This is a genomic window from Lacimicrobium sp. SS2-24 (assembly GCF_002201535.1).
Lineage (GTDB): Bacteria > Pseudomonadota > Gammaproteobacteria > Enterobacterales > Alteromonadaceae > Lacimicrobium.
In genome coordinates this window covers 1-13,597 of record NZ_NIWW01000007.1, presented here as the reverse complement: position 1 = coordinate 13,597, position 13,597 = coordinate 1, and the positions used below count along the sequence as shown (strand labels likewise).

14 protein-coding genes are annotated in these 13,597 nt (G+C 50.1%); 10 read left to right on the top strand and 4 right to left on the bottom strand.

The window, feature by feature from the left end:
- Positions 1-51: 51 nt before the first annotated feature.
- The 3 genes from rpmG to radC form a co-directional block, all read right to left on the bottom strand.
- Complete coding sequence (gene rpmG, locus CCY32_RS12150) at positions 52-207, bottom strand: 50S ribosomal protein L33 (RefSeq protein ID WP_062483547.1); 156 nt, start codon at positions 205-207, stop codon at positions 52-54.
- Positions 208-217: 10 nt separating this feature from the next.
- Positions 218-454, bottom strand: a complete 237-nt coding sequence (rpmB, locus tag CCY32_RS12145) for a 50S ribosomal protein L28 (RefSeq protein ID WP_062483549.1) — start codon at positions 452-454, stop codon at positions 218-220.
- A 148-nt stretch (positions 455-602) separates the two neighbouring features.
- Entirely contained in the window at positions 603-1,277 is a 675-nt protein-coding gene (gene radC / locus CCY32_RS12140) for a DNA repair protein RadC (RefSeq protein WP_088331084.1), read from the bottom strand.
- A gap of 146 nt (positions 1,278-1,423) precedes the next feature.
- Here radC and coaBC point away from each other — a divergent pair, with 146 nt between their 5' ends.
- The 7 genes from coaBC (at position 1,424) to CCY32_RS12105 (ending at position 7,233) form a co-directional block, all read left to right on the top strand.
- Positions 1,424-2,635 (top strand): bifunctional phosphopantothenoylcysteine decarboxylase/phosphopantothenate--cysteine ligase CoaBC, encoded by a 1,212-nt coding sequence (coaBC, locus tag CCY32_RS12135; protein ID WP_088331446.1) that lies wholly within the window; start codon positions 1,424-1,426, stop codon positions 2,633-2,635.
- A gap of 1 nt (position 2,636) precedes the next feature.
- The gene (gene dut / locus CCY32_RS12130) at positions 2,637-3,092 is read left to right on the top strand and encodes a dUTP diphosphatase (RefSeq protein ID WP_088331082.1); all 456 of its coding nucleotides are present in this window, start codon (positions 2,637-2,639) and stop codon (positions 3,090-3,092) included.
- Between the two features lie 12 nt (positions 3,093-3,104).
- Positions 3,105-3,695 (top strand): nucleoid occlusion factor SlmA, encoded by a 591-nt coding sequence (slmA, locus tag CCY32_RS12125; RefSeq protein ID WP_088331080.1) that lies wholly within the window; start codon positions 3,105-3,107, stop codon positions 3,693-3,695.
- An 83-nt stretch (positions 3,696-3,778) separates the two neighbouring features.
- Positions 3,779-4,348 (top strand): TetR/AcrR family transcriptional regulator, encoded by a 570-nt coding sequence (locus tag CCY32_RS12120; protein ID WP_088331078.1) that lies wholly within the window; start codon positions 3,779-3,781, stop codon positions 4,346-4,348.
- Between the two features lie 81 nt (positions 4,349-4,429).
- On the top strand, positions 4,430-4,753 hold the full coding sequence (locus tag CCY32_RS12115) for a DUF1820 family protein (RefSeq protein ID WP_088331076.1): 324 nt from the start codon (positions 4,430-4,432) through the stop codon (positions 4,751-4,753).
- A 129-nt stretch (positions 4,754-4,882) separates the two neighbouring features.
- Positions 4,883-6,619 carry a DUF885 domain-containing protein gene (locus tag CCY32_RS12110; protein WP_088331074.1) on the top strand — a complete coding sequence of 579 codons (1,737 nt, stop codon included), beginning with the start codon at positions 4,883-4,885 and terminating at the stop codon, positions 6,617-6,619.
- 83 nt (positions 6,620-6,702) lie between these two features.
- Positions 6,703-7,233, top strand: a complete 531-nt coding sequence (locus tag CCY32_RS12105; protein WP_088331072.1) for a hypothetical protein — start codon at positions 6,703-6,705, stop codon at positions 7,231-7,233.
- A 36-nt stretch (positions 7,234-7,269) separates the two neighbouring features.
- Here the strand turns inward: CCY32_RS12105 and CCY32_RS12100 are convergent, their stop codons facing one another.
- The gene (locus CCY32_RS12100) at positions 7,270-7,737 is read right to left on the bottom strand and encodes an EVE domain-containing protein (protein ID WP_088331070.1); all 468 of its coding nucleotides are present in this window, start codon (positions 7,735-7,737) and stop codon (positions 7,270-7,272) included.
- Between the two features lie 71 nt (positions 7,738-7,808).
- Between CCY32_RS12100 and imuA the strand changes: the two genes are divergently transcribed.
- Genes imuA through CCY32_RS12085 form a run of 3 tightly spaced genes read left to right on the top strand, consistent with a single transcriptional unit; the run spans position 7,809 to position 13,014 of the window.
- Positions 7,809-8,504 (top strand): translesion DNA synthesis-associated protein ImuA, encoded by a 696-nt coding sequence (imuA, locus tag CCY32_RS12095; RefSeq protein WP_141096227.1) that lies wholly within the window; start codon positions 7,809-7,811, stop codon positions 8,502-8,504.
- 11 nt (positions 8,505-8,515) lie between these two features.
- Positions 8,516-9,925 carry a DNA polymerase Y family protein gene (locus tag CCY32_RS12090; protein WP_088331066.1) on the top strand — a complete coding sequence of 470 codons (1,410 nt, stop codon included), beginning with the start codon at positions 8,516-8,518 and terminating at the stop codon, positions 9,923-9,925.
- Positions 9,925-13,014, top strand: a complete 3,090-nt coding sequence (locus CCY32_RS12085) for an error-prone DNA polymerase (protein WP_088331064.1) — start codon at positions 9,925-9,927, stop codon at positions 13,012-13,014. Before CCY32_RS12090 ends, CCY32_RS12085 begins: the two co-directional genes overlap by 1 nt.
- Positions 13,015-13,597 lie beyond the last annotated feature (583 nt).

Below are 13,597 nucleotides of genomic sequence, written 5' to 3'. Positions count from 1 at the left end.
AGGGGCCCTTAACGAAACGAGCTCTGATCGCTCAGGCTCGCTGAAAATCTCTTACTTGATCTTAGCTTCTTTAAACATCACATGCTTGCGGATTTTTGGATCAAACTTTTTGATCTCCATTTTGCCGGGCATGTTACGTTTGTTTTTGTCTGTGGTATAGAAATAGCCAGTACCAGCAGTTGAAACCAACTTGATTTTATCGCGCATGGGTTATTCCTTAGATTTTTTCGCCACGGGCACGGATATCAGTCAAAACTGCATCGATGCCTCTTTTATCAATAATGCGCATACCTTTAGCAGTCAGGCGCAGTTTTACAAAGCGGTTCTCGCTCTCAACCCAGAAACGGTGCGTTTGCAGGTTTGGCAGGAAACGGCGACGAGTGGCGTTCTTGGCGTGCGAACGGTTATTACCTACCGCCGGACGCTTGCCAGTTACTTGACATACTCTGGACATTGTTTGTCTCCAAATTACCTATAATTCAATCCTGGCTGGCTACAAGCTACCCAAACCAGTTCACGCTAGTGACAAGAGGGCGCATTTTATACAGCAAAGCCGCCATTGAATCAACTCTTTTCCCGATCATTTCGCCGAAATCCGGCGATTACAGCAGTCCTCGCTCAGCAAAGGACACCGCTTCACCGTCACCAACCACAAAATGGTCCAACACGCGAATGTCCACCAGCGCCAGGGCATCCACTATCCGACGGGTGATCTGTTGATCGGCCAGACTGGGTTCGGCGACACCGGAGGGGTGATTATGGGCCAGAATTACTGCGCCAGCCTGCCAATCCAGTGCCGTTTTTACAACCACGCGAGGGTATACGGATGCAGCATCAATGGTGCCATAAAACAAGGGTTTAAAGGTGATTAACCGATGCTGAGAATCCAGTAACAACAGCGCAAAGACTTCATGGGGCTCATCGCGTAAACGGCTGATAAGATAACGGCGGGTATCCGCCGCGCTGACAAAAGCCTGCTCACGCTGTAGCGTCTCAGCCAGATAGCGACGGGACATTTCCACCATGGCCTGAAGCAACGCATACTTCGCCAGGCCCATGCCCTTTGCACTGCAAAATTGCTGCTGATTGGCCGACAGTAAGGCCCGCAGGCCACCAAAGCGAGTGAGCAACTGTCTTGCCAGATCGACGGCATTCGTCCCCGCTACACCGGTACGTAAGAAGATGGCTAACAGTTCCGCATCTGACAGCGCCTGAGCACCTTTTTCAAGCAGCTTTTCCCTGGGCCTTTCCTGCTGCGGCCATTCCTGAATACGCATTGTGGTCTCCCTTGCTGTAGTCCGGGTTTAATCGGACAAACTGATCCCACCGCATTTCGGTGGCTGTTCCCTTACCAGTAGTGCATGCCTAACTGACTCTTTAATGATAGGCTAAGACAAAATGGTTAACCTGCTTGATTGACGATATGGCTTCCCTGACTGGAAAAAAGGTTTTGCTGGGCATCACTGGCGGAATCGCCGCCTACAAAACCCCTGATTTGGTGCGTAAACTCAAAGCAAAAGGCGCAGACGTAAGAGTTGTGCTGACGGCTTCGGCCAAAGAATTTGTCAGCCCTTTGGCACTGCAGGCCGTTTCCGCTAATCCGGTTTCCACCGATTTGTTAGATCCTGCCGCGGAAGCGGCCATGGGTCATATTGAGTTGGCCAGATGGGCTGACATCATTCTTATTGCACCGGCCAGCGCTAACAGTATTGCCCGCTTAAGTGCCGGATTGGCGGACGATCTGCTCACCACTATCTGTCTTGCCAGCCAGGCAGAACTGGTGATTGCACCCGCCATGAACCAGCAAATGTATAATGCCACCGCCACGCAACATAACCTGCAGACGCTCAGATCCCGGGGTGTCAGACAACTGGGCCCGGCAGCGGGCGAGCAAGCTTGCGGAGAGGTCGGCCCCGGACGCATGCCTGAACCCCAGGAACTGGCAGATGCGCTGGTTTTGCAGTCAGATGTCAAAGCGCTTAGTGGCGTGTGCGTTATGATTACGGCTGGCCCGACGCAGGAAGCACTGGACCCGGTTCGCTATTTAACCAATCACAGCTCTGGAAAAATGGGCTATGCGCTGGCGCAGGCGGCCGCAGAGGCTGGCGCACAAGTGATACTGGTCAGCGGCCCTGTATCACTGAATGCCCCCGACACATGCGAATTGCGCTCCGTATACAGTGCAGAGCAGATGCTGGATGCGGTCATGCAGGATATTAGCAAGGTGGATATCTTTATTGGTTGTGCAGCTGTCTCAGATTACCGTCCTGTAGCCTCTGAAGCCCATAAGATCAAAAAGACAGAGACGGATAAGTTAACCCTTACTTTAATTAAAAACCCCGATATACTTGCTAACGTTGCGGCGCTACCTGCCCCACCTTTTACTGTGGGCTTCGCTGCCGAGACGCAAAAAGTGAAGCAATATGCACAACATAAACTGGCTGCCAAAAAGTTAAACATGATTGCAGCCAATGACGTTTCAGAAAAAGGCATTGGCTTTAACAGTGATAGCAACGCACTGAGTGTATTTTGGCAAAAGGGCGAGACGTCCCTGCCAGTAACAGATAAACTTAATCTTGCCAGACAACTAGTTCAGTTGGTTGCAGTTAAATATAAAGAAAATAAAGAAAAATAATATGCACAAGATAGATATCAAAATTCTCGACCCTCGCATTGGCGAGTCGTTTCCCTTACCTGATTACGCCACACCCGGATCGGCCGGAATGGATCTACGCGCCTGCATCGATGCCCCATTGACTCTGAAGCCCGGGCAAACTGAATTAATTGAAACGGGCATTGCAATCCATATCGGCGATCCCGGCATCTGTGCCACCATCCTCCCCCGCTCAGGGCTGGGACACAAACATGGAATTGTGTTGGGGAATCTGGTGGGATTAATTGATTCCGATTATCAGGGGCAATTAATGGTGTCGATGTGGAATCGCAGTGAATCGGAATTTGTGATTCAACCCGGTGACCGTATCGCCCAATTAGTGATACTGCCTGTCATCCAGGCCAATTTCAGCATAGTCGATGACTTTGATTCCAGCGAAAGGGGTCAGGGTGGTTTTGGCTCTTCTGGTCGTAACTAACGGAAAAGCATTATGGCTGCCACAAAAAGAACAAACCGTCGCGCACAAATCCTTCAGTCCCTTGCCAGCATGCTGGAAACCAGCCCCGGGCAACGTATCACCACGGCCAAACTGGCCGCTGAGGTGGGTGTGTCAGAAGCGGCCCTATACCGCCACTTCCCCAGTAAAGCGAGAATGTTTGAAGGCCTGATCGAATTCATTGAGGAGGCCTTATTTTCCCGTATCAACAAGATCCTGGAAGAGGAAAAAGATGCCACCGTGCGGTGTCAGCATATCTTGCACCTTTTCCTGGGTTTTGCTGAGCGTAATCCGGGGATCACTCGGATTCTTAATGGCGATGCACTGATGGGGGAGCAGGACAGATTGCGCACCCGCATTGCACAGTTATTCGAACGCCTTGAGACGCAGTTAAAGCAGGTGCTCAGAGAGCGTAAATTGCGTGAGGGCAAAACAATGGCCATTGATGAAAGCCAGGTGGCCAACCTGTTAATCTGTTTTGCCGATGGCAGAATCAATCAGTTTATCCGCAGTGAGTTCCAACGACGCCCCACTGAGGGTTTTGCGGAGCAGTGGCAGTTCATTCGTAACAGCTTTTTCAGTTAGGTCCCCCTGTACAGATACTTTGTATTGACTTCGGGGCAGGATTCACTAGGCTTGTTGAGAATAACTGTTCTCGGGTCGCTGGTATGCCAAGAAAAGCCCTTTATGATGTCAATCAGGTACTGGATCAAGCCGTAGACGTGCTGCTTGAGCATGGCTTCCATGGTGCCATCATGGATGAGATCATTGCCCGCACCGACTTTAACCGGCGCGCCTTCTACATGGAGTTCGGCAGTAAACAACAGTTTTTATATCAGGTGCTGGAGCATTATCAGCAGCAAAAACTGGCGCCAATCATCTCCCACCTGACCGAGAATCAGGGGTTGTCATCCATACAAGCCTTCTTTGAAGACTACGTTCGCCTGGTACGGGGACGCGGTTGTCTGTTGATTAACTGTATTGCCGAACTGGGCGTGGATGACAGCAAAATACGGGAAGTTGGCCGACACTATCTGGATAACTTGCAAATCAGCTTTATCGGCTGTCTGGAGCGCGCCATACGCCATCAGCAAATTCGCGCCGACATACAAATAGAGTCAACAGCCCTGCAACTCACCTGTTATGTGCAAGGGTTCGCGATTAACGGCATTCTGGCCGGTCAGACCGATGAGTTAAGTCTGGCCACTCAGGCGCTTCTGGGACCGCTGGCGAGATAGTCATGCTTGGCGAAAGCGGGTTGTGGGGTTAGAATTCCTGCCCGTTGATTTTCTTTGTCCTACGTTGGAACAGCCATTTCTATGAGCACGAGCAAACCTTTATACCGAGTCCAGTTTATCAGTAATGCGGAACACTACGAGGTGTATGTCCGGGAGGTAAGCCAGGGGGCAATGTTTGGCTTTGTTGAAATTGGTGATTTTGTGTGGGACAGCCATAGCTCGGTGGTAGTCGATCCGAGTCAGGAAAAACTCAAATCCGAGTTTGAATCTGTTACCCGAACCTACATTCCGATGCACAATGTACTGCGTATTGATGAAGTCAAAAAGCACGGTACCGCTAAAGTGTCTGAGTTGTCAGAAAAAGTCACGCGCTTTCCCAAACCTGTTTACACACCGAAAAAATAATCTACCAACGACAGCGACAATCTGTCGCTGTCTGCATACCACTGGACTCACAAACCCACTGTCAGTGATACACTTCGTAATCAGTTTGCCTTATGCTGGCAAGCAACATCAGATTACAGGTGACAGACCATGATAAGAATACTTCTGGCAGTATGGATACTGATTCTTGCTACCCCGGCTTATGCTGCCGAGCAGCTGGACAGTCTGCTTGATGAAATTTGGCAATTTGAACTGCGCATCAGTCCAACAACCGCGACATCGCGGGGTGTACATGACTATGATCACCTGCTTGCTGATGTTTCACCGCAAGGTCTTCAAGCTCAGTATGAACAGGCCAAAGCCTATCTTGAGGCCTTGAATGAGCTGGCATCGCCGGCCCTGAGTAAGCAGGATCAGATTAATCTGACCATGCAGCAGCGGCGCCTTCAGGAAATTGTCGATGCCTATAACTACCGCGCTCATTATATGCCGATTACCTCTGAGTATGGTTTTCACAGTGGGCTGGCTTTTTTACCTCGCACCAGTAAGTTTAATACCGCTGAGGACTATAAAAATTACCTCGCCCGGCTGGGTGCGTTCAAAACCTACTTTGACAATCAGATACATTGGATGCGCAAAGGTCTGGAAACAGGTCTGACCCAACCCAAAGTGGTCCTCAAAGACTTTGAAAAGACAGCGCTGGCTTTTATTCATGATGATGCTACCGACAGCCAGTTTTACAGCCCGTTTATGAACATGCCTGCGTCCATTAGCGAAGCCCAGCGAACCGCGTTACAACAGCAGGCAAAAGCCGTTATCAAACAAACCGTCATGCCGGCCTACGAAAGCTTTTACAACTTTCTGGTGAATGACTATATTCCCGGAGCTAAAGACGATATCGCCGCTAAATCCTGGCCAGATGGCGCGGACTATTACGAGAATCGTGCCCGCTATTACACCACGCTGAACATGAGTGCTGATGAAATTCATCAGCTGGGATTAAAAGAAGTGCAGCGGATCCGAGAGGACATGCAACAGGTCATTGAAGACGTGGGTTTTAAAGGCAGCCATGCCGAATTTGTGCACTTCTTGCGAACCGATCCGCAGTTTTACGCTTCATCTGCCGAAGAGCTGATTAAAGAAGCCACCTACCTGTCTAAAAAAATCGATGCGTTGCTGCCAAAATTATTTTATAAGTTGCCGCGTACACCCTATGGGGTAGCCCCCGTTCCCGATAGTATTGCCCCGAAATATACCACCGGACGTTATATCGGTCCGACCCGGGACGATCAGCCGGGTTACTATTGGGTAAATACCTATGCACTGGATAAACGGCCGCTGTATTCGCTGCCGGCACTAACCCTTCATGAAGCGGTCCCTGGTCATCACCTGCAAAATGCACTGGCCCGTGAAATGGATCACCTGCCCCCTGTGCGCCGTTACACCTATATTTCGGCCTTTGGCGAGGGCTGGGGGCTGTATTCGGAGTATCTGGGCAAGGAGATTGGCTTTTACGAAACCCCTTATGACGAATTTGGCCGCCTGAGTTACGAGATGTGGCGGGCGTGTCGACTGGTGGTGGATACCGGTATGCACATGCAAGGCTGGAGCCGTCAGCAGGCTATCGACTACATGCTCGAGAATACCGCCTTATCCGCTCACAATGTCACCACCGAAGTGGACCGTTATATCTCCTGGCCAGGTCAGGCACTGTCTTACAAACTCGGCGAAATCACCATTAAACGTCTGCGCCATGAAGCAGAACAGCAACTTGGTGCACAATTCGATCTGCGCGAGTTTCATGACATGTTGTTAGAAAATGGCTCAATCCCGCTGGATGTGCTGGAAAGTCATGTCAGGCAATATATTGAGCAAAAGCAACGATAAAAGCAGCCACTTTGGTTGGCCATTTTGCTGAAAGAAATGGCATAGTTAAGGTACACTAAGACAAGGTTTGTCGGAGGTGTACTATGCTGCTTTTTGGTCTATGTGGCCTGTTGGTTGTTATCGTAATTTATCTGGTCATCCGTACCCAGATGTTGCAACAGGAACTTAATCAGCAAAAGCTTTGGCAAAAGAGCGCGGACAAACAACGTCGGTATTTGCTCCAGAATATGGGGTATCTCAGCGCTGAACTGCAAAACAACCTGATCAAGGGCTTAAACAAAACCCATCAACACCGGCTCATATCACAACGTGATTATGAGCTGGCGTTATTCATCCTCAACAACACCAGCAATATCGTGCTGATGTGCTTTGAAAAAGGTCTCACTGTTCAGGAAGCCATGAAAAAACTTACCAATAGCAGCGGTATCGACATGGAAGAGTTGAGGAAGTTTATCGCTGAACAGCCTAACCCGGTGCGTATGGCATGGAGCAAGAATCAGCCCAGCGGTTTTATCCGTGCATGCAGTCTGATTAGCATGACTGGCCAGCTGGACGTACCCCAGACAATAAGCCACAAACAGGCAAACAAGGACGCTCACGCAGAGCTGGCTTAATCTCTTTATGATGATGCCTACAGACGTTATAGCGCGTTATTTGCGTTTCGCCATACTCAGCAGTATCTGCCACTGCGCATCGGTGACCGGTTGAATCGATAACCGACTGCCTTTTTTTACCAGGATCATGTCTTGCAATCGCGTCTCTGCCTTGATGCGCTTTAATGACACCGTCTGGGCAAACATTTCTGTCAGCTTTACATCAACCTGAACCCATCGGGGCTGTTGAGGTTCACTCTTAGGATCAAAATAACGACTCTGTGGATTAAATTGTGTCGCGTCGGGATAGGCCTCACGCACGACTTTGGCGATCCCGACAATACCCGGTTCCGGGCAACTGGAATGGTAGATAAAGACCAAATCTCCGAGCCTGACCTGATCCCGTAACAAATTTCTTGCCTGATAATTGCGAATGCCATCCCAGGGTTCAGTCTGTTCCGTTCGGGAAGCTAAATCCTCAATACTGAAGGTCTGCGGCTCTGTCTTAAATAACCAATAAGCCATCTTTTACTCCTGATCTTGCAGCTTCGTGAGAATCCAATATACTGTATTTATATACAGTTATTTTATCCATAATGAATACCATACTGCATCAACTAAAAAACAACGGGCTGGTTTGGCAGGGTGCGACCCGAATGCCACAGCGTCCCTCGACACCGACCGCGCCCGAGGACTATCTGGCAACGCATATACCAGGCGGTCTCACTGATCACCCGGCCGTGGAAATAGGCAGCCCGGCAGGGATCGGTGAACTACGCTTACTGTTACCCAAATTACGTGCCAATGCAGAAGATAATAACAGACTCCTGGTCTGGATCGGACCGCCCCACAAACCCAATGCAGAAGCATTACATCATGCTGGTGTTGCCCTCAGCCGGGTACTTATTCTTCATCCTAAAACGGCCAAGCATGCCCTTTGGGCAGCAGAACAATGCCTTGGAAGCGGCGCTTGTCACTCTGTACTTTTATGGCATTCCCGGCTCAACGTCGCACAGCTACAGCGCCTGCAACAGGCTGCCGGAAGAGGGCAAGCCCAGCTGTTTTGGTTGCATGATCAGCACTCACTCAACCCAGCCCTGCCAATTTCACTCAGCATGGATTTACAACCACACCCTGAGGGCTTACAGATTACCGTACGCAAATGTCGCGGCAGTTGGCCTCCTGCCCCGTTTATTATTGATATGAGACAACACTGGCCCAAACTTACCCTTACTGATCCTGTTGCCAGTTCGCAAAATCTGATCATTTTTCCCGGCTCCAGAGCCAGCTGAGAGCCCCCGTTATGGCATCCGAATTATGGTTATATCTGCATTTCCCCTCTTTGCAACTGGATAGTCTTTACGCTGACCAGCAACACCCTCTGGTCGTGGTGGACAAAACCAATAACCGGGTTATTCAGCTCAATGAGGTAGCCCGCGAAAGAGGTATTCGGCCGGGTATGGGGTTAGGTACAGCAGCATCACTGGATCACGCACTTCAGGTAGCAGAGCATCAACCACATACAGAAGACGAGAAACTTTATGAACTCGCAGCCTGGTTATATGGCTGTACCTCTGATATTGCCCTTTGTTCACCCAATGGATTATTACTGCGGGCGCACCCGATGCTTTCTTTATATAACGGGCTACGTTCTTACTGGCAAGCGCTACAACAACGCCTCGCACCCATCGCACTCAATTATACCTATGCCTGTGGCCATACTCCTCTGGCGGCAAAAGTCCTGGCCAGACAGGGTTATACGCTAGTCACTGATGACGCCGAGGTATTGCTCAACGCACTGCAACGCTGTCCTTTATCGGTTACTGATTTGTCTGCTAAGCAGCAATCACAGCTCAAGCGCACCGGTGTCAGGTATCTCAGTGAACTCCTGAGCATTCCAGGAGAGCAATTAACGCGGCGCTTTGATCATGAGCTGACACTTTATATTGGTCGCCTGACAGGCCGTTTCAGCCATCCTCAACGTTTCTACTACCCTCCTGCAGTTTTCAGACAAACGCTGACATTGCTGTATGGCATAGAAAACACACAGCGCTTACTGCCGCCGCTGAACACGCTACTGACAAGACTGGAAGAGTTTCTTCGCTTAAGGGAAAAGCTCACCTCAAGACTACAGCTAGAGCTGGTTCAACAAAACAAGGCCATCCTCGAAATACAGGTGGAATCCGCTCAGGCCGAATATCAGGCAAGTCACTGGCAAGCACTGATTGCCCTTAAATTTGAGACTATCCAGTTATCTGAGGCCATTCATGCAGTGATACTTAAGGTTACAAGCCTTGAAGATAAGCAACGGCAAACTGAAGATCTGTTTTTAGGGCGACAGGGCAAACAAACCCCGTTGCAACTCATGTCTGTATTACAGGCACGACTGGGTAAAGATGCCCTCAGCGGTATCACACTGGTCGACGACTTCCGGCCGGAAAAGAGTAGCCAGTACTGCCCCGCGCATCGTAATGACCTCCCCCCATCAGGCACACGCGTAGCGACTATGCGTCCCTTGCAGTTGTGTGATCCTCCTGTGACACTGCATGAAAAAGTCAGTTTACGTCACGGACCCGAGCGTATTCAGACCGGATGGTGGGATGGTCATCCAGTCCAACGAGACTATTTTATTGCCCGCTCCATACAAGGGCAGTGGTTATGGGTATTCCGTACACCCGAGTCCCACTGGTTTATACAGGGAATATTCAGCTGATGGCATATGCGGAGTTATTTTGTCAGAGTAACTTCTCTTTCCTGTGCGGCGCGTCTCATCCCCAGGAACTGGTCAGGCAGGCCGACTTTCTTGGCTACGAAGCACTGGCTATTACTGATGAGTGTTCCCTTGCTGGTATCGTCAGAGCATATACTGAAATCAAGCAGCTCCAGTTGTCCCTAAAACTTATTGTCGGCAGTCTGATGCGTCTTGGTCAGGACTTAGAAGTGATTCTCCTGTGTCCCAATCAGGCAGCTTACTCTGAGCTGTGTCGGGTTATTACCAACGCCAGGCGACGAAGTAAGAAAGGCCAGTACGAGTTACATGAATGGGATCTTAAAACACTGAAACACTGTTTCGTCATCTGGCTACCCTGTGAGCAGAAGAGTACGGACGCCCGCTGGGGAGCGTGGCTACTGAAACAGTTTAAAGAACGACTCTGGATAGGCTGTCGGCGTTTGCTACAGGCCGATGAGCAGGACTACCTTGATTATTGTCAGCAACTCAGCCTCACTCTCGGGCTTCCGATCACCTGCTGCAGCGGGGTAGTGATGCACCACGGGGAGCGCCTGGCACTGCAACACTGTCTCACTGCCATTCGTCTGAAAATACCGGTTTCGGAACTAGGACATCAGGCCTTATCGAATACAGAAGCCAGTTTGCGACCATTGCATAAACTTAAAAAGCTCTATCCCCACGAGTGGATTGAGCAAAGCCTTCTTATCGCAAGGCGTTGCACATTCAGTCTGGAAGAACTGCATTACCAGTATCCTGCCGAGTTAGTGCCTAAAGATCGATCTGCCACACAATATCTCAGAGAACTCGTCTATCAGGGAGCCAGCCACCGCTACCCGCAAGGTATACCAGAGAAAGTCAGAGAGCTGTTGGAAAAAGAGCTGGCCTTAATTTCGCTTAAGCAGTACGAGTATTTCTTCCTCACAATCCGGGATATTGTCGAGTTTGCGCAAACACAGCATATTCTCTATCAGGGACGCGGCTCGGCCGCGAATTCAGCCGTATGTTATTGCCTGGACATAACCGCCGTTGATCCCAGCAAGAGCGAAGTCTTGTTTGAACGTTTCATATCTAAAGAACGTGACGAGCCGCCGGACATAGACGTCGACTTTGAACACGAGCGACGAGAAGAAGTGATTCAATATATCTATGCCAAATATGGAAGAGAAAGAACAGGCATTGCGGCAACAGTAATTACTTACAGACTAAAAAGCGCTCTGCGCGATGTCGGCAAAGCACTGGGTATTGATGAGCACCAACTTGATTTCTTCATCAAAAATACGAACCGACGCGACAAAGGATTGAACTGGCAGTGCCAGATCACTGAGCTGGGACTGGATGCCGATGCCCTGTTAGCAACGCAGCTTATACAGCTCACCGAAGCACTACAAGGGTTCCCCCGTCACTTATCCCAGCATGTTGGTGGGTTTGTGATTTCAGCAGGTCCTCTGTATGACCTGGTTCCTATAGAAAACGCGGCAATGCCCGATCGCACCATCATTCAATGGGACAAAGACGACCTGGAAAGCATGAAGCTGATTAAAGTGGACGTGCTTGCACTGGGCATGCTCACCGCCATCCGTAAATGTCTGGCACTGATAAAACAACACGAGCAAAGGGATCTGAGCATCGCTTCAATCAGTAACCTGGGGGATGATGAAAAGGTCTACAAAATGATTCAGCAGGCCGACACCATTGGTGTCTTTCAGATCGAGTCACGTGCACAAATGAGCATGCTGCCCCGACTCAAACCCACTTGTTACTATGATCTGGTAATAGAAATTGCCATTGTCAGACCTGGCCCCATCCAGGGCGATATGGTTCACCCCTACCTAAGACGTCGCAGCGGTAAAGAGCCCGTAGACTATCCTTCTGATGATGTCAGACAGGTACTGGAACGCACCCTTGGTGTACCCATCTTTCAGGAACAGGTCATCAAACTGGCAATGGTGGCTGCCGGCTTCAGTGGTGGCGAAGCAGACCAGTTGCGTCGCGCGATGGGCAGCTGGAAAAAAAACGGGGAACTCAAAGCCTTCGAACAGAAATTAGTGCGCGGTATGTTAGACAGAGGTTATAAACGGGAGTTTGCAGAACGGCTATACCAGCAGATATGCGGCTTTGGAGAATATGGTTTTCCTGAGTCTCACTCTGCATCCTTTGCGGTTTTAGCTTACGTTTCAGCCTGGCTGAAACATTACTATCCCGCTGCATTTTATACTGCATTACTGAATAGCTGGCCAATGGGCTTTTATTCTCCATCACAGCTAATACAGGATGCTAAACGACATGCCATTACTATTCTGCCTGTTTGCATCAATCACTCCGAATATGACTACTGCTTGCAAAAACATAAAAAACAGCTCGCCATAAGAGTGGGGTTACGGCAGGTTAAATCGCTAAGTCGGATGAATGCTGAGCGTCTGGTAGAACAGCGCCCCACACAGGGATACCCCAGCCTTTCAGCACTGCGTCGGGTAGTAAAAAAAGAGTCGGATCTACAGGCGCTTGCCAGTGCAGATGCGCTCAGAATACTGGATCCCCAAAATACAGCAAATCGCTATCAAAGCCGCTGGATGCTAATGGACAGCATGCATAGCTTACCGTTATTTTCTCAGGTCAACGAATCAGCCTTCCAGTGGCCGATTAAGTCCAGTCATGTTGATGATTTACTTGAAGATTATGCATCAACGGGAATGTCTCTGACGAGCCATCCTATTGCGCTTATACGAGCTAAAAAGGCAATGGACAACGTCATTCGCGCTGCCGATCTGACGAACGTACCTCATAACACGCTGGTGCGTGTTGCCGGTGTCGTTCAGGGCAGACAAAGTCCCGGAACCGCATCAGGCGTGACCTTTATCACCCTTGAGGATGATACCGGTAATATTAATGTCATCGTCTGGCGCGCGACTGCGCGGGCACAAAAGCAAGCCTATCTCAAAGCGTCAATTCTCAAGGTCACCGGGCTACTAGAGCGAGGCGACGGTAATGTCATCCACGTTGTTGCCGGCAAGCTCGAAGATCTCAGCGACTGCCTGGAAGACTTACGGATTAAATCCCGCGACTTTCACTAAACAGAACCGTGCCGTCATAGACAGCCCTTGTGCGTATCGACAAGCTAATCACTCACCAACAGATCCTCACATGGAGAGAGCGAAGACGTGGAGCTGAGTGAATGGTTTACGTAAGGCCGTGGATGGGTGAATAACGGTGAGCGCAGCGAGCGAGGGGTGGCGGTGGCACGCCAAGAATGACGAATCATGAATGATTCGGCCGGCACCGGGCTACAGGGAGGTATTACGCTCTGCTAACTAGTTCTATGCCTTGATCTTCGCCCCATCGGTTCCTGAGCTTCTTTCAATCACTCACATGGGGGTGAAGGCGGATTCTGTAGCGGCACTGCCGCGCCCGCCTGAACGGGAGGCCGTGGATGGCCGACCTGGAGGCGCTCACAGGGATGTGTGACAGATGGCTGTCAGCCGTATAAACGAGAAACGGTCCACAGTTGATGGGTATGGTTCCCGGTCTGGATTAGCACGTCAGTGCTTTCCTGCAGAGGGGCTATCCGATGCGATAATCTAACAGAGAATAAACACGCGACCGTTTTGCAGGCATAAAAAAAGGGCCATCCTTTCGGATAGCCCTTCTTCAGGAATA